Source organism: Acetanaerobacterium sp. MSJ-12 (genome assembly GCF_018917875.1).
In the GTDB taxonomy this organism is placed as follows: Bacteria; Bacillota; Clostridia; order Oscillospirales; family Ruminococcaceae; genus Bittarella; species Bittarella massiliensis.
Genome location: NZ_JAHLPK010000001.1, coordinates 286,445 through 302,776 on the forward strand (window position 1 = coordinate 286,445; position 16,332 = coordinate 302,776).

General features: G+C 51.9%; 13 protein-coding genes and 1 tRNA gene. 10 read left to right on the plus strand and 4 right to left on the minus strand.

The window, feature by feature from the left end; translation table 11 throughout:
• Nucleotides 1–2 precede the first annotated feature (2 nt).
• The 5 genes from KQI11_RS01340 to KQI11_RS01360 all read left to right on the plus strand — a co-directional run bounded on the left by KQI11_RS01340 (nt 3) and on the right by KQI11_RS01360 (nt 6,931).
• On the plus strand, nt 3–1,523 hold the full coding sequence (locus KQI11_RS01340) for an O-antigen ligase family protein (RefSeq protein WP_216400807.1): 1,521 nt from the start codon (nt 3–5) through the stop codon (nt 1,521–1,523).
• Nucleotides 1,524–1,540: 17 nt separating this feature from the next.
• Nucleotides 1,541–2,632: a polysialyltransferase family glycosyltransferase gene (locus tag KQI11_RS01345; RefSeq protein WP_216400808.1), complete on the plus strand. Its 1,092-nt coding sequence runs from the start codon at nt 1,541–1,543 to the stop codon at nt 2,630–2,632.
• A 55-nt stretch (nt 2,633–2,687) separates the two neighbouring features.
• Nucleotides 2,688–4,106, plus strand: coding sequence for a lipopolysaccharide biosynthesis protein (locus tag KQI11_RS01350; RefSeq protein WP_185915564.1), 1,419 nt, complete (start codon nt 2,688–2,690; stop codon nt 4,104–4,106).
• A gap of 28 nt (nt 4,107–4,134) precedes the next feature.
• Nucleotides 4,135–5,778, plus strand: coding sequence for a cytidylyltransferase domain-containing protein (locus KQI11_RS01355; protein WP_216400809.1), 1,644 nt, complete (start codon nt 4,135–4,137; stop codon nt 5,776–5,778).
• A 79-nt stretch (nt 5,779–5,857) separates the two neighbouring features.
• Nucleotides 5,858–6,931, plus strand: coding sequence for an N-acetylneuraminate synthase family protein (locus KQI11_RS01360; protein WP_185915566.1), 1,074 nt, complete (start codon nt 5,858–5,860; stop codon nt 6,929–6,931).
• A 54-nt stretch (nt 6,932–6,985) separates the two neighbouring features.
• Here KQI11_RS01360 and KQI11_RS01365 read toward each other — a convergent pair.
• From KQI11_RS01365 to KQI11_RS01380, 4 genes are all read right to left on the minus strand, one after another.
• A tRNA-Ser gene (locus tag KQI11_RS01365) sits at nt 6,986–7,074 on the minus strand.
• A gap of 133 nt (nt 7,075–7,207) precedes the next feature.
• A complete protein-coding gene (locus KQI11_RS01370) occupies nt 7,208–8,164 on the minus strand; it encodes a D-2-hydroxyacid dehydrogenase (protein WP_216400810.1) in 957 nt (318 codons plus the stop codon).
• Nucleotides 8,165–8,268: 104 nt separating this feature from the next.
• Nucleotides 8,269–9,114 (minus strand): YjjW family glycine radical enzyme activase, encoded by an 846-nt coding sequence (locus KQI11_RS01375; RefSeq protein WP_185915568.1) that lies wholly within the window; start codon nt 9,112–9,114, stop codon nt 8,269–8,271.
• Nucleotides 9,108–10,640 (minus strand): YjjI family glycine radical enzyme, encoded by a 1,533-nt coding sequence (locus KQI11_RS01380; protein WP_185915569.1) that lies wholly within the window; start codon nt 10,638–10,640, stop codon nt 9,108–9,110. The genes KQI11_RS01375 and KQI11_RS01380 overlap by 7 nt, the downstream gene beginning before the upstream one ends.
• A 141-nt stretch (nt 10,641–10,781) precedes the next feature.
• Here KQI11_RS01380 and KQI11_RS01385 point away from each other — a divergent pair, with 141 nt between their 5' ends.
• From KQI11_RS01385 to KQI11_RS01405, 5 genes are all read left to right on the plus strand, one after another.
• Complete coding sequence (locus KQI11_RS01385; protein WP_216400811.1) at nt 10,782–11,504, plus strand: Crp/Fnr family transcriptional regulator; 723 nt, start codon at nt 10,782–10,784, stop codon at nt 11,502–11,504.
• A gap of 201 nt (nt 11,505–11,705) precedes the next feature.
• Entirely contained in the window at nt 11,706–12,629 is a 924-nt protein-coding gene (trxB, locus tag KQI11_RS01390; protein ID WP_021657924.1) for a thioredoxin-disulfide reductase, read from the plus strand.
• A gap of 94 nt (nt 12,630–12,723) precedes the next feature.
• A complete protein-coding gene (locus KQI11_RS01395; RefSeq protein WP_216400812.1) occupies nt 12,724–14,040 on the plus strand; it encodes a glycoside hydrolase family 10-like protein in 1,317 nt (438 codons plus the stop codon).
• 169 nt (nt 14,041–14,209) lie between these two features.
• On the plus strand, nt 14,210–15,544 hold the full coding sequence (locus tag KQI11_RS01400; RefSeq protein WP_216400813.1) for an amidohydrolase: 1,335 nt from the start codon (nt 14,210–14,212) through the stop codon (nt 15,542–15,544).
• Nucleotides 15,545–15,576: 32 nt separating this feature from the next.
• Nucleotides 15,577–16,152: a flavodoxin family protein gene (locus KQI11_RS01405; RefSeq protein ID WP_216400814.1), complete on the plus strand. Its 576-nt coding sequence runs from the start codon at nt 15,577–15,579 to the stop codon at nt 16,150–16,152.
• Nucleotides 16,153–16,332 lie beyond the last annotated feature (180 nt).

Here is a 16,332-nt window from a genome sequence, read left to right on the forward strand (position 1 = left end):
ATATGCAAAAAGTACTGCATATTGTTGCAAAAAGCAGAACTCTATTTATCTACTGCTATATTTTTGCTATGACAGCAGTTACAGTCCCCTTTCTTCATTACTATACTGGTTCGATAACAAAAGTACTATTAGTGTGGGCAGCGCTAATCTGCTGTGTGGATATTGTACAAAGAAGAGATATCACGAAAGTGTTTGGAGGAAAAATACTACTTGCTTTTATTGCCTGTTCAGTCATTACAATTATTGTAAATTATCGGCTTAACTTGATTGAAAATTTAAAGAACTTTGCGTATTCATTGGTGCTGTTACTAATTGTTTTTACAGACTATTATGGGAAGTCAAGGGAACGCTGTGAATTAGATTTTGAGCATTACAACAGGTTCTTTTGCATGATCACATGTATTGCGTCAGCTATTTCTTTAGTGATGTTTTCGTTGCGATATACTGTAGTTTTTAATCAATATCGTATTGGATTTTATTTGGGCAGGCTATGGGGAGTATATGTTAGCCCTAATGCGGGAGGAATTACTGCAACTATTTCAATAATTTTATCTTTGGTATCTATCTTTTCCCTAATTCATCAAAACATAAAAGCAAAAAGGACATGGCAATTTTTCTATTGGTTTAATATTATTATCGAGTTTGTGTATATTTCTCTGACAGATTCTTATGGAACCTTTGTTTCCTGTATTATAGGCTCTGCTATAGTTGGCTTTATGGTTGCAAAATTTATTTTATGTAGGAAATATACATTTTGTTTCTGGAAAAAATATTTATTAGTTTTTCTGTATGTGCTTATATTCCCTTTCCTTTGTTTTAGTTTGCTTAAGGGTATTGCTAAAGTTGTAAGCTATTTACCTTCAATAGTATATGTGGTGCAAGATCAGAGTGAAACCAATAAGTCTGAAAGTGTGATACCATATGATATTACATCGAATGGTAACCAGGAAAAAGAACCCCTTCCAGAATCTTCATCATCAAAGCAGGCAATCTCTCAGTCTTCAAAACCTGCAAATGAGTCTAAGCCTTTGCGCCTGTGGTCAGAAAAAACAGAACGTCAGTATGAGGACGATCCGGGTGGATCTGGACGTATCACGCTTTGGCGGGTTGGTTTACGCATTTTAAAGCAAAAGCCTGTTTGGGGTGTTGGACAAGCAAATATTTTAGATTATGCACAGCAAAACAGCTACGGACTGAATCAAAATATCGTTGCTAGGACAGCATCCGGAATGCATAATATTTATTTACAGGTAGCAGTAAGCAATGGATTGATAGGGGCTATTCTATTTTTGTCCTTCTTTGCTTATGGGTTTGTGGATTTTGTCCGAGATATTAAAAAAGGAAAATATTCTATTTCTATTATTGACATTCTTCTGTTTGGATTGATTGCTCTTATGCTTGCCAATAATATGGTTGAGGCTACTGTATATATGTGCCAATCGGGGATTACAGTAATGTTTTGGCTAGTGCTAGGATACTTTGTTGGCATTAGAAAAGCAGGGCTGATTGGAAATACTCTGTAGGGAGAGGAACGAGCAACGTGATCGCTTTTTTATGTGCGACCCCCTATCAAATATTTAACTGCGTGGCTTTGAAAACAACATTATACTCTGATGAAAAGGCGGACTTATACCTTCTCACGCATACCAGTGATATTTCAATGTATTTTTCGAGATTAAAAGCTTCGCATATGTTTTCAAATATATATGTTATCAATGCTTTTCGCCATCCATCAAATATGTGGAATACGATGAAGGACTTTCTGTTTTTAGACAAAAGCTTGTCAAATGTTCTAAATAAAAAGTTCTACAAGATACTACTGGGGACATGTATAGGTGTTATTAATTCCGTCTTTTACTCTAAACTTTATAAAAATAATCCAGATTTGCGATTTTTTTATTATGATGAAGGAATAGGTATTTACTGTACTCCACTTATTGAGGCTAGCACTAAGCTTAAGTTTTTTATAAGAAGTATAGGAGGAAGAGATTATTTTGAGTCAATTTCTGGGTTGTATGCTTATATGCCAGAGGCAATACTCACTAACAGGCAATTCCCAGGCTACTGCATTCCTGCAGTATCTTTAGAGAGACAGGAGTTATTTAATTGTATTTTTGCTTATAGTGGTGAAGCCGAGTTTTATAAAGATAAAACTTTTGTCTATTTAGATCAAGCATATAAAAAGCAGCTAAATATCGATATTGATAATGGCAAGTTACTAACACAAATTTGCAGAGTAGTTTGTAAAAGTCAGATTACTTTACGATTACATCCTACACGAATGCCTGATGATCAAGAATATTCAGGTAATAGCGTCGAGGTTGCACCTGCTGTCGATATTCCTTGGGAAGTCCTCCTGTTGAATATGGATTTACAAAATAAAGTGTTTATATCCATTAATTCGACCGCGTGTATTACTTCTAAAATGGTTTTTGATCAAGAACCGTTTGTCATTTTGCTATATGAGCTTGTACCTGAATGTATGGCATTTCACGCAGATGGAGGAAAAACAATGAAAATGTTTTTTGAAAAAATTCGGTGTTCTTATCGAAACCCGGAACGCTTTTTTATTCCAAAGACTTTTGACGAGCTTCATAATGTGTTGGAATCCATAAGTAAAGAGGTACAATAGAGTATAATTGCATTTGTAGCGTAACTAGATGTTTAAAGAACGGTGAAGTGTATTTATGTCTAAAATCCGTCGCATTATTAGTTCAAAAAACGAAAATGTTTTGGCTATATTTAATATTTTGGGGCCAGTTGTGCTCAATGGTATTAATTTTTTTACGGTCCCAATTTTTACTCGATTGTTGGGGACAGATAACTATGGAATTGTCTCCCTTTATACAACATGGGTTCAAGTGTTTTCTATTATTATGGGTATCCAAACAGGAGGAACGATTGCCGTCTCCCGTGCTCATCTGAAAGAAAAAGAACAGGACAGATATTATTCTAGTATTATATCTTTGTCATGTCTATCTTCAATAGCAATAGCTGTTTTAACTGTCGTATTTATAGGACCAATATCTAAGTTTATGAAGTTTTCACCAGCGCTGGTTTTCGTCATGCTACTTCAGTCTTTTGGTACCTATATAATTAATTTTGCTTCACTTAAGTTTACATACCATAAAGAGGCATTTTCCAATTTTATTATATCCACAAGCGTAGCTATCATCTCTGTGGCCTTGTCCTTAGTTTTAGTTTCTTGTATTAGCTCTTTTGAAGATCGATATTGGGGAAGAATTATTGGTTATGCGATACCAGCAGGGGTTGTTGGTATCAGTATACTTGCTTTCTTTTTATTGCGAGGGAAAACTTTCTTTGATAAGCAATATTGGAAGTTTTGTTTGCCGTTGTGCCTTCCCCTAGTTTTTCATGGTTTATCCCATATTGTACTAAGTCAATCGGATCGTATTATGTTGCAGCAACAGCTTCAAGATACAGGTGCTGTCGGCATCTATAGTTTTGTTTTTACTTTAACTCATATTTTGTCGATTATCTGGAGTGCTCTCAATAATACCTGGGTTCCTTTTTACTATGATTATTTATCTCAAAAAGATACAAAAGTAATTATACGCAGAAGCCGAAATTATATTTTTCTTTTTACATCTCTTTGTGTTGGCTTTATATTGGTAGCACCTGAATTTACTATGTTATTTGCATCAAGGGATTTTTGGTCTGGCATGGATTTAATCCCAATTATGGTTATTTCTGTTTACATGGTATTTTTGTATAGCTTTCCAGTGAATTTTGAATTCTTTCATAAAAAAACATCGGTTATTGCTGTAGGCACTTGTGGCGCAGCAATTTTAAACATTGTGCTCAATTTCTTATTGATTCCTATTTGGGGTACAATGGGGGCTGCATTAGCTACTATGGCTGCCTATGTGCTTCTTTTCTGCTTTCATCAGATATTAGCAAACTATATCGGTCAAGGAGATTATCATTATAGAACAATGATGTTTTTGCCAGGATTGGCAGTTTTAACTCTTGCTGCTGTTATTTATTATATTACTTCTGATTTTTGGTATATTCGGTGGATTTTAGCATTGGTGACTGGAGTCCTTTTGCTATGGCGGATCATTAAACAAAAAAGTGTATTCTAAGTGCTTTTAAGGTGAAGAGAGGATTTTTATGAAGGTTTTAGCTATTATCCCTGCTCGAGGTGGCTCAAAGGGAATCCCACGAAAAAATGTGCGATTAATGAATGGTAAGCCTTTAATTTACTATGCCATTCATAATGCACAGCTGTGCAGTTTAATTACTGACGTAGCAGTTAGCAGCGATGATGAAGAGATTTTAGGTATTGCTGCAACCTATGGTGCCGAAGCCTTACAAAGGCCTGCCTATTTAGCAGAAGATTCTGTAACACTAGATCCAGTGATTTGCGATGCGGTGTTACAAATGGAGAAAATGCGAAACCAGCATTATGATATAGTTATTACGCTACAACCTACATCACCCGTTTTGCGTGCGCAAACACTTGAAAAGGCATTACAAGCATTTATAGAAGATGCTGCTGATACATATATCAGTGCTGTTAATAAGCCTCATCTATCCTGGTCTAAGTCTGACAAAGGCTACTACCCCCTATATAAGGAACGTCTAAACCGTCAACAACTTCCCCCCAATTATTTAGAGGCAGGAGCTTTTTTTATCACTCGTAGAGAGTTTATTACAGAGAACAGCCGTATGGGAAGTCAAATTTCGGTATATGAAATTCCTGAACAAGAGGCAGTAGATATTGACACAGCTAACGATTGGATAGTTTGTGAAGCTATTTTAGGGCGCAAGAAGATTGTTCTACGTGCTGATGGTCATCAAACACTTGGCATGGGACACATTTATCATTGTTTAACTCTAGCTTATAATTTGATTGGCCACGAAGTAATGTTTGTAACAAAAGCAAGATATCGAGAGGGGATAGAAAAACTCCAAGAATCCTTTATGCCCATAATGATAGTGGAAAATGACGAGGAGTTTTTTCGATTTTTAGAAAAATATTGTCCGGATGTGGTGGTTAATGATTGTCTTGACACTTCTGAAGAGTATATGAAAAAATTGAAAAAAATTTGTCCGCGCGTGGTTACCATTGAAGATATGGGGGAAGGAGCTCGCTATGCCGATGTAGTAATTAATGCTTTGTATGCAGATGAGAAGGTGGCGGTTTGGAAAAATGTATACTGCGGTGAAGACTATATTTGCCTACGAGATGAATTTTTAGTGGCTGAGCCTAAGCCATTGTCTCAAGAGGTTCGGGAGGTTGTGGTTCTCTTCGGTGGGACAGATCCATCAAATTTGACGGAAAAGGCATATCGTTTGGCAAAGAAAATTCACCCACAATATCCCCATATGCATTTTACTTTTATTGTAGGGATTGGTTATGACAGTAAAGCCCACGGGGTGATTTCTTGCGAGGGATGTAATATAACAGTTATACAAAATGCAAAGTTTGTTAGTGCTTACATGAAGCGGGCCGATTTAGCTCTCACGTCACAAGGGCGTACGGTGTATGAACTAGCAGCTTTAGGTATTCCTGCAGTTGTCATGGCACAGAATGAGAGAGAGCAACTTCACATTTTTGCGCAAATGCAGAATGGCTTCTTTAATTTAGGATTGGGGTCTCATTTAGAGGATGAAACATTAGAACGCACATTTGAGTTTTTAGTCAACACACCTCAACTTCGCGATGAAATGCGTCAACTAATGCTATCCCACCGTCAGCGCCTAAAAAATGGAGTAAAAAATGAAATTAGACTTATTTTAGATGAAAGATAAAATCAATTTATTGGTTCAGCATTTCTCGAAAAATGCTTTGTTTGCTATTTGTGTGTAGAAAAGAGAGGCTGGTGTTACAATGGAGAGTACAGTAGTTCGCAGACTTGAGGAAGGTAAGTTTGTACTTATTGCTGAAATTGGTGTAAATTATTATGATATAGCCACGGAGCGAGGAATCTCCCCTATGGATGCTGCCAAGCTGATGGTGCGAGAAGCAAAGGCGGCGGGTATTCATGCTGTTAAATTTCAAACCTACAAAGCTGAAACATTAGCTGCCAAGGCATCCCCTTACTATTGGGACATAACTGAGGAACCAACCCGCTCTCAGTTTGAACTGTTTCAAAAATTTGATGCATTTGGCAGAGAAGAGTATGAACTATTGGCCAAATACTGTGATGAACTGGGTATTGAGTTTTGTTCTACGGCTTTTGATTTCGAATCTGCAGATTATTTAGACTCCATGATGAATATCTACAAAATTTCATCGTCTGATCTCAGCAATCTTCCGTTTATCATTCATCAAGCCAAAAAAAATAAGCCTATTTTATTGTCTGTGGGGGCTTCCAATTTGGATGAAATTGACCATGCAGTTGAGACTATTCGACAGTATAATAAATGCCCCCTTGTTTTGCTTCACTGTGTCCTTGAGTATCCGACTCCCTATGAACACGCAAATTTAAATAAAATTATTTCGCTAAAAGAGCGTTATCCAAATGTGTTCATAGGTTACTCGGATCATACAAAGCCCGATGCCTGTTATGATGTAATTAAAACTGCGTATTGCCTGGGGGCACAAATAATAGAAAAACATTTCACTCTTAATAAGAAGCTAAAGGGGAACGATCATTACCACGCTATGGATCCGGATGATGCTCATAAAATCTTAGATAGTATCGAGTTTATCAACCAAATTAGAGGGAGTTATGAGATAAAGTGTCTTGATAGCGAACGAAAGGCACGGCACAATGCAAGAAGATCAATTGTAGCAGCATGTGACATACCTCAAGGAACGATTTTGACTCGAGAAATGCTCACCTTTAAACGACCGGGAAGTGGCATTTCACCAGCAGAAATAGAGAGTATCGTGGGTGCTGTTACTGCAACAGCAATAGCTAATGATACTATTTTGCAAATGGATATGTTGAAAAAGTGATTTTTAGGCAAAAAAATTTCCCCGAAAAATATAAGCACATCTTTCGGGGAAATTTGGCGGAGCGGGTGGGATTCGAACCCACGGAGCCTTGCGGCTCAACTGATTTCGAGTCAGTCCCGTTATGACCACTTCGATACCGCTCCCTATTCAATTGGGCTGTGACTACCTGTCACAGCCCAATTATTATAACAAATCGCTCTACAAAAGGCAATAGCCTGCAAAAAATTGCTTTCATGGCCTGCCCTTTTTCACCCCTTCATGCAGGGAGGAACGGCACTAGTATTTTCGCTCGATATCGATTGCGTGAGGAACAGCCCCAGTCTCAATAAAAGCGGAGATGTTGCGGTTGGCGATTTCGACGATCCGCTCCCTGCTGACAGCGTTGCAGGAGCCGCCGGTGACGTGGGGGGTGATCAGCACGTTGGGGTATTTCCAGAGGCGGTGCTCTTGGGGGAGGGGCTCCGGGTCGGTGACATCCAGCCCGGCGGCGCCGACTTTGCCGGCGTCCAGCGCCTGGCAGAGGGCCTCGGTGTCGATGGCGGTCCCCCGCCCGATATTGATGACCAAGACGCCGTCCTTGCAGCAGGAGAGGGTGCGGGCATTGAGGATTTGGCGCGTTTCGGGGGTGTCGGGGAGGGAGAGGACCAGGGCGTCGGCCTGGGGCAGGACCTCTTCTAGCTGGTCCATCGTCGCCACCTGGTCAAAACCGGGCAGATTTGCGGCGGGGGTGCGCTTGACGCCAATGGTATGGGCGCCCAGCAGCTGGGCTTTTTTGGCGTAGCTGGCCCCCAAATCGCCGGTTCCCAGGCAGACCACCGTGCTTCCGGCCAGCTGGCTCACCTGGCCGAGCATCTCCCATCTGCCCTCTGCCATGGCGTCTCGGTACTGGCCGAGCTGCTTGAGCAGGTAGAGGTGCATGCCAATGGTGAACTCGGCAATGATCTCTCCGTAGGCGCCGCTGGCATTGGCCAAAATGACCTGGCGGGGATAGTCGGGGTCGTTGACGTAGACGTCCACGCCGGCCGAACAGAGCTGCAGCAGCTTGAGGTCGGGGAGCTCTTTTATGAGCGAAACCGGGGGATTGCCGATGATGCAGTCAAACCCGGCGAGTTCGGCTGGGGTGGGCAGGTGATCAAAGAAGTGGACTTCCTGGCGGGGATGGGCCGTCTTCAGCCGCTCCTTTTGAGCGGGGCTGAAGGGGCCAAAAGACGGGATAACGGCAGTTTGAAACACGGTGAGCACTTCCTTTCAAATGGTGCGGGTGTAAGGCAATTGTAACACAGCGGGGGAGAATGGCACAAGAAAAGAGGGCCCTTTGCGGCCCTCTTTTTCTATCGCTAAACGCTGATGACATCCGCAAACCCATATCCCTTTGCGATCTCCGCCAGCTGCCCCATATACTCCTCTGACGGGGTTTCCAGCTGGTTGTATGGCTCCCGCACCCCAAAGGGGCGAAAGCGGATCAACTTGTAGCGGATGGGCCCTGCGGAGAGGTAGGGGGCCAGCAATTCACAGTAGCCCCGCACCGTCTCCTCATTGGGCAGATAGTCGGGGATGACCACCGTGCGGATCTCGGTGAGTTTCCCCCTTTTTGCCAGAAAAACGGCGTTTTCCCGCACCTGTTCACTGGGCTGGCCGGTGAGTTTTTGGTGGATGGCGCTGTCAAAGCACTTGATGTCCAGCATCACCCCGTCACTGGCGTCCAGCAGTTCGGCATCGGCGGAGAAGTCCCGGCTCCCGTTGGAGTCCAGAAGGGCGGTCAGCCCCAGGGCGTGGACCCGCTCGAAGAGGGAGACGACGAAATCGCGGTAGAGGGTGCACTCCCCGCCGGAGACGGTGATCCCCCGAATAAAGGGCACCCCCTTCTCGATTTCGGCCAGCACCTCCTCCACCGTGAGCAGCCGCACCTTGGGGGAGGAGAGGTGGGGGCAGACCTTGATGCAGGTGTCGCAGCCGACGCACAGGGCGGGGTCCCAGCAGACGGCTCCCGCTGCATCCCTCTGCAGGGCGCCCACCGGGCAGTCCGCCACGCAGGTCCCGCAGTTTTGGCAGAGGTGGATGGTCTCCGGGTTGTGGCAGTAGTGACAGCTGAAATTGCACCCCTGAAAGAAGATGGCCGTCCGGTTGCCGGGGCCGTCCACACTGCTCTGGGGGATGATTTTGTTGACGGGCGCTCTCAGCATAAGCTCCTCAGCTTTCGGTCGTCAAAGTGGCGCAGCCGCATGGAGTTGGCGCCCAGGGCCACTGTGTCGTGCTGGACGGCCTTGCCGCTGTCGTATTTTTCCATGTCGCTCCGCTTGACCAGATAGCCGGTGATGCGGATGACGTCGCTGTCGCTAGAGTAGGTGGAGAAGTAGCGCATCCCCGCGGCAAAGCCGCCCTTGATGACGTCCAGCACGCTCTCGGGGTTGCGGGCGGCGGTGGACTCGAAGGGGAAGATGTCGCCGGCGCCGGAGACGAAGTACTTCTCGTAGCGGCCGCAGTGGCGCAGGTGGTCGTAGAGTTCGGGCTCGTCGCCGATGGCGATGCGCACACCGGGGGAGCACTGGCTGTCGCTGTCCACCCCCACCTGGGCGTGCAGGAGGAAACGGCCGCCGGTCTGGGGGCAGTAGGGGTTGTGGTGGGCCTTGACCCGCTGGTCGATGAAGGCCATGATCTCATCGCCCAGGGCGTTGGCCACCTCGTCGTGGCCGTAGCGCCCGTCCACGCCCTCTTTTTTCAGCAGGTCGTTGACGCACTCGCACATCCCCACCATCCCGAACATCCCGGTAAAGCGGTCGGGGTGGACAAACCCCTCGGTGACCAGGAAGTTGGAGCGGAAGAAGGCGGATTTGTTGACCAAAAAGTCGATTTTGGCGTCCATGATGGCGCACTGCACATCGATGGCCCGGGGCAGGCGGTTCTGGAAGAAGTCCTCCTTGCCCTCGGAGTGGAAGGCGATGTTGTTGAGCAGCAGCCGGGCCAGGGTGTAGGAGCCGCCGCCCAGCAGCAGCCCGTTGTAGCAGCTGGCGATGCCGTACTCGTTTTCGCCCAGGTCGGCGGAGAACATCTTGTGGTTGGCAAAGGAGGGCTTGGCGCAGTCCAGCGCCGCCTGTACACAGAGACAGGCAAAGTCGTCCGGCGTCTTGTCTGGGTCGTAGAGGAGGGTGATGTTGGGGGTGGAGTCCTGCAGCTCCCGCTCCGCCTCCAGAATGAGCCGGCCGGCGGTGGTGGCCTCGGGGCCCAGGTCGCCGTGGCAGAAGGAGTCGGAGATGGTGCGGTCGATAAAGCGCATGAAGTCCTTGATCAGGACCTTGGCCTCCGCCTCATCCTCGATAAAGGGCTCCAGCAGGCGGTCCAGCTTGCCGATGAAGACGGGGAAGTGGGTGGTGGAGGGGACGTGGTGATAGAAGATCTCCAGGGTGTTGATGGCCTCCCGCAGGTTGGTGGGGGGATCGAGGCGGAGGAACTGGCAGCCCTCTCTCATCAGCTTGTCGTAGTCGGGGAGGATGTAGCGGGGGACATAGGGGACAAAGCCCTCCCCCATGGCGCTCATCTCGTCCAGTTCATCCTGCAGCTCTAAAAAGCCCTCCGGCATGGGGAAGCCCTCGGTGTAGCTCTCGGCCAGGCGGGAGAGCTGCATCATGGCCTGTTCATGGGTCAGGTGGGTGTCGCTGACCACCCGCAGAACGGCCTCTTGAAACTGTCTGTATTTGGAATTTTCTTCCACGGCGATATCCTCCTTATGGCGGGGGCGGTCCGGTCCGGCGGGAAAGGCGCCCCTTCGCAGTTTGTCTATGGCCTTATTGTAGCGCCGGGTGTATACTAAAAACAATGACAGTTGTCACTGTTTGGGGGAGGTTTTGCAGAGATGGCCGTGGGGTACAGCGAAGGGGAGAAGAGGAAGGTCGCCGCCATTGTGGCAGGGGGGATGGGGCGCCAGCACACAGACGGGTCGGTCCGGCGGGAGCTGGCGCCGCTCTGCGGGCAGACTGCCTTTTTGAGGCGGGCCAAGAGGGGGGAGGTGCTGCTGCTGAACGGCGACCCGGCGGACCGGGTGGTGCTCTTTCTCTGCGGGCGGTGTGCGGTCAGCCGGTACAGCGCGGAGGGGGACAACCTCTCCTACGCGGTCCACGAGGAGGCCATCCTGCTGGGGTTGCTGGAGTACCTGGGGGGACAGTCGGCGGTGCTGGCCACCGTGTCGGCGCTGGACGAATGCTGGTACCTGACCTTTCCGGGGGAACTGTTTTTGGAGGTGGTGCTGTCTGACCGGGAACTGACGCTGAAGATCCTCCGGTTTTTGGCCTCCTTCGCCGGGGGCAGCATCGATCGGGTCAACGAACTGGCCCAGTACACCAACCGGGAGAATGTACTGCTCTGCCTCTACCGGTACAGCCGGGGACAACCCCTCCCCTTTGTGTTCAAAAAGAGCAAGCGGGCCCTGGCGGAGGAGCTGGCGATGAACCTGCGCACCCTCTACCGGCAGCTCGACGCGATAGAGGGGGAGGGACTCATCCAGCGGGTGGGGGGAAAGATATGGATTGGGGAGCGGGAGAGCAGGCGGCTGGAGGAGGCGGCGTCTAGATTGTTGTAGTATAGCGGCAGGGAGAGTATGGCTGTTTTGGGGGGATGCTGGCGGCTTACCTGATGGAACGCCCTTTTCCCTTGCATTCTTCCAGAAATTTGGATACACTGAAATAGAGTGCCAGCAGGTATGCGCTGCGGGCGCCGTCGAGAAAAGACATATAGTATTTCTGGTTATATAATATACGAATTGTTATAGGAGGGCGAGGACATGAGTGAGACCACCAAGACCGATATTGTCATCATTGGCGCCGGCGCTGCGGGGATGACCGCCGCCGTCTACGCCGCGCGGGGAGGCAACAGCGCCATTGTGCTGGAACAAAATGTCCACGGCGGGCAGATCGTCAACACCGGCGAGGTGGAGAACTACCCCGCCATCCTCAGTATCTCCGGGGTGGAGTTTGCCGGCAACCTCTACGAGCAGGCCACCTCCCACGGGGCGGACATCCGCTACGAAAAGGTCACCGGCTTTGATTTTTCCGGCCCGGTGAAGGTGGTGGAGACCGATGAGGGCCGCTACGAGTGCAAGGCGGTCATCCTGGCCAACGGGGTGGTCAAGCGCAAGCTCGGGGTGCCCGGGGAGGAGAAGTTCCAGGGCCGGGGCGTCTCCTACTGCGCCACCTGTGACGGCGGCTTCTTCCGCGGCAAAAAGACGGCGGTGGTCGGCGGGGGGAACACCGCGCTGGAAGACGCCCTCTTCCTGGCCAACCTCTGCGAGGAGGTGACCCTCATCCACCGGCGGGACGAGTTCCGGGGCGACGCCCACAACGTCAAGGCGGTGCTGGCGCGGGAGAACATCCGCATCCTCTACGACACCGTCCCCCTGGAGGTGCTCGGCGACCAGCAGGTCACCGGCCTCAAGGTGCAGAACAAAAAGACGGGCGAAGAGAGCGAACTGGCGGTGGACGGGGTCTTTGTGGCGGTGGGCCAGATCCCGCAAAACGAGCTCTTTCGCGGGGCGGTCGAGATGGACGAGAGCGGCTTTGTCGCCGCCGGCGAGGACACCAAGACCAACATCCCCGGCGTCTTTGCCGCGGGGGACACCCGCCAGAAGCTGGTGCGGCAGTTGGTGACGGCGGCGGCCGACGGCGCGGTGGCGGCTGTCATGGCCGGCAGTTATATCTTCTCCCTCTAGCTCATAGAATCAATACTGGGACAAGCGGGCCGCCCGGTCCCCTGGGGACTGGGCGGCTCCTTTTTATTCCGCAGAGAGAAAGGGGTGGCAAGCGGTGGCGAGACCTCCTTACCGCCGGCCGTACCGGGACAGCCGGAGCAGAAAGGCGGGCGGTGGCGGCACCCGCTTTTTGGCGGTGTTGCTGGCCGCTGCCCTGATGGCGGGCGCCTTTTGGCTGCTGCCTCGCCTCTCGGGCAGGGGGGAGGGGGGACCGTCCTCTGCCGCCCCCTCTGCCTCCGGCGGCAGCGGCGGCTTGAGCGCCCTGGAGAGCAGCGAGGCTCCGGACGGCGAGTACCGGGCCGTCTGGTTTTCCTACCTGGACCTGGCAGACATCCTCACCGGAAAGGGCGAAACGGAATTTACTAAAAGTATAAACAATGAATTTCAAAACTGTACGGAGATGGGACTCAACACCGTCATCGTCCAGGTGCGGCCTTACAGCGACGCCCTCTACCCCTCCAAGCTGTTCCCCTACTCCAAGTACGTGGCGGGGAAGCAGGGGCAGGATCCGGGGTTTGACCCGCTCAAGATCATGGTGGGGGCGGCCCACCAGAAGGGGCTGAAGATCGAGGCCTGGATCAACCCCTACCGCATCAGTTCGGCGGCCGATTCGGCCCCCTGTGCCGAGAATCCCGGCGCCAAGTGGTTTGCCGACAGCGCCACCAAGGGCGACTGGGTGGTGCAGGTGGGCGAGGGGCTCTACTACAATCCGGCCATCCCCCAGGTGCAGGACCTGATCGTCTCCGGCGTGGAGGAGATCTTGCAGAACTACGCCGTTGACGGCATCCACTTTGACGACTACTTCTACCCCTCCGGCACCGACGACAGCTTTGACGCGGCGGCCTACCGGCGCTACCAGGACGGGGGTGGCCAGCTCTCCCTGGGCGATTTTCGCCGCGCCAATGTGGATGCGCTGGTGCAGCGGGTCTACCGGGCGGTGAAGGCCAAAAACCCCGCCCTGGTCTTCGGCATCAGCCCCCAGGGGAACGTGGACAACTGCTACCGCTCCATGTATGCCGACGTGAAGAAGTGGGCCTCGCAGCCGGGGTATGTGGACTACATAGCCCCCCAGATCTACTGGGGGTACAGCCACCCCCAGGCATCGGCCCGCTACGATGTGAAAATCAGCGAGTGGAACAGCTACTGCAAAGAGCCGTCGGTCAAACTCTACATCGGGCTGGCGGCCTACCGGATGGGCGACGAGGCCACCGGCTTCTCCCAAAACGGCGACGACATGGTGCGGATGGTGGCCGACGCCCGCAAAAAATCGGCCTATCGGGGGTTCATCCTCTTTCGCTATCAAAACCTGACGGACGGCGGTGAGGTCGCGCAAAAAGAGGTGGGCAACCTGAAGGACCTGTTGAAAAAATAGAGGGCGCTTTTGGCGGGGACGGGGTCCCCGCCTTTTTTATGGGGCGGAAAGGGGAAGCTTTTCCGCCGGGGGCGGTAGGCAACGGGGCCCGGCCGTGCTATACTGGAAAAAACAGCCCGGCAGCAGGTGCTTTTGCCGGGCGAGTCTGCAAAAAACGGGGGAATTTGTCGTGGCCAATCTACTGCTGAAAAACGCCCTGATCCTCACCATGGACCAGGCGCTGACGACGGTGCAGAGGGGATACCTGCAGATCCGCGGCGACTGCATCGCCGCCCTGGGCGAGGGGGAACCGCCCTTTTCCGAAGAGGGGTACCAGGTGCTGGACTGCAGCGGAAAGATCGTCATCCCGGGGATGATCAACACCCACAACCACCTGCCCATGATCCTCTTTCGCAGCCTGGGCGACGACGTGGCCGACCGGCTCAAGCGCTACCTCTTCCCGCTGGAAAACGAGTCGCTGGACGCCCCCATGGTCCGCGCCGGGGCCGACTACGCCTTTGCCGAACTGCTCTTCGGCGGGGTGACCACCTGTTACGACGCCTACTACTTTGAGGACGAGGTGGCCCAGGCGGCCGAGGCCTGCGGCATCCGCGCGGTGCTGGCCGAGACCATTTTAGAGGGGCCCAGCCCCAGCGCCAAGGAGCCCTATGGCGAGTGGGCGTACACCAAGTGGTTTGTGGAGAAGTGGAAGGGCCACCCCCGCATCACCCCTTCGGTCAACTGCCACGCCCCCTATTCCAACGACACCGAGCACCTGGTGGCCGCTCACGACCTGGCCCGGCGGGAGGGGCTGCTGATGAGTATGCACGTGGCGGAGATGGCCTACGAGCACACCGGCTGTCTCGAGCGCTACGGCCTGAGCCCGGTGGCCTACCTGGATTCCATCGGCATCCTGGACGAGCACTTCCTGGCCGCCCACTCCATCCTCATGGACGAGGCCGACCTGGACATCTACCAGCGCCGGGGGGTCAAGGTCTCCTACAACGCCGGCTCCAACGCCAAGTCCGCCAAGGGGGTGGCCAAGATCCGGCAGATGCTGGACCGGGGCATCCCCGTCTCCCTGGGGACCGACGGGGCCATGAGCGGCAACACCATCGACATTGTGACCCAGCTCTCCCTGGTGGGGAAGATCCAAAAGCTCTTTAACGGCGACCGCACCCTCTTTCCCGCGCGGGAAATCTTGCAGCTGGCCACCATCGGCGGGGCCCGCGCCCTGGGGATGGAGGGGGAGATTGGCTCCCTCGAGGTGGGGAAGAAGGCGGACATCGCCATCTTCGAGACCGACAGCGTCAACATGAGCCCGCTCTACGACCCCTACTCGGTCATTGTCTACAGCGCCAACCCGGGCAACGTGGAGAGCACCATCGCCGACGGCGAGCTGGTCATGCACCGCCGCCAACTGCGCAGCATGGACTTTGGCGCGGTCAAGGCCCGACTGCTGGGCTACCAGGAGCAGATCCGGCAGACGGCGGCGGAGCTGGACCGGGCGCTGGCGGAGGGATGACGGCGTTGACGGGGAAAGAGGGGGGAGAGCGGATGAAGCGGGTCTTGGTCGTCGTCGGCGGGGGCCGGCCCGGCGGGAACACCGCCCAGCTGGTGGACGCCTTCGTGCGGGGGGCCCGGGAGGCTGGGTGTCAGGTGGAGCGGGTCTCCCTGCTGCAAACCGAGGTGAAGGGCTGCCTCGGCTGCAACGCCTGCCGCCGCGGCCGCCCCTGCATGATGCGGGACGGGTTTGCCGACCTGGTCCCCAAAATAGAGGGGGCCGACCTGATCGTCTTTGCCTCGCCCCTCTATTTTTGGACCCTCTCCTCCCGCATCAAGGCCTTGATCGAGCGGTTTTACTCCCTTGCGCAGGCCGACGAAAACCCGCCCCTGGGCCGGTACGAGCGGTACCCGGACAAGGAGTGCGCCCTGCTGATGACGGCGGCGGACAACCTTTTCTGGACCTTTGAGCAGGCGGTGTCCTACTACCGCTTTGCCCTGGTCAACTACATCGGCTTTCGCGACCGGGGGATGGTGCTGGCGGGCGGGTGCGGCCCCACCGAAGGGGCGCCGCAGATCGCGCAGACCGGCCACCTGGAAGAGGCCTATGCCTTTGGCAGGTCGCTCTGACCGGGGAGGGCGAAGGGCGAAGGGAAAAGGTCGAAAAAATAGAAAGGGGAGCGCTTTGGAAGCGCTCCCTTTTTTGACGGATCTGACCGGCGGCTATTTTCTCTTTCGGTAGAAGAGAAAGGAGATCACACTCAACAGGGCGATGAGAACAGCCGCCAGGCCGATAAAGCCCAGGACCGA

Bases quoted from the DNA above. Each gene is read 5' to 3' on its own strand.
- KQI11_RS01405 (WP_216400814.1), top strand. From the start codon at position 15,577: ATGAAGCGGGTCTTGGTCGTCGTCGGCGGGGGCCGGCCCGGCGGGAAC.
- KQI11_RS01355 (WP_216400809.1), top strand. From the start codon at position 4,135: ATGAAGGTTTTAGCTATTATCCCTGCTCGAGGTGGCTCAAAGGGAATC.
- KQI11_RS01360 (WP_185915566.1), top strand. From the start codon at position 5,858: ATGGAGAGTACAGTAGTTCGCAGACTTGAGGAAGGTAAGTTTGTACTT.
- KQI11_RS01375 (WP_185915568.1), bottom strand. From the start codon at position 9,114: ATGCTGAGAGCGCCCGTCAACAAAATCATCCCCCAGAGCAGTGTGGAC.
- KQI11_RS01385 (WP_216400811.1), top strand. From the start codon at position 10,782: ATGGCCGTGGGGTACAGCGAAGGGGAGAAGAGGAAGGTCGCCGCCATT.
- KQI11_RS01340 (WP_216400807.1), top strand. From the start codon at position 3: ATGCAAAAAGTACTGCATATTGTTGCAAAAAGCAGAACTCTATTTATC.
- trxB (WP_021657924.1), top strand. From the start codon at position 11,706: ATGAGTGAGACCACCAAGACCGATATTGTCATCATTGGCGCCGGCGCT.
- KQI11_RS01350 (WP_185915564.1), top strand. From the start codon at position 2,688: ATGTCTAAAATCCGTCGCATTATTAGTTCAAAAAACGAAAATGTTTTG.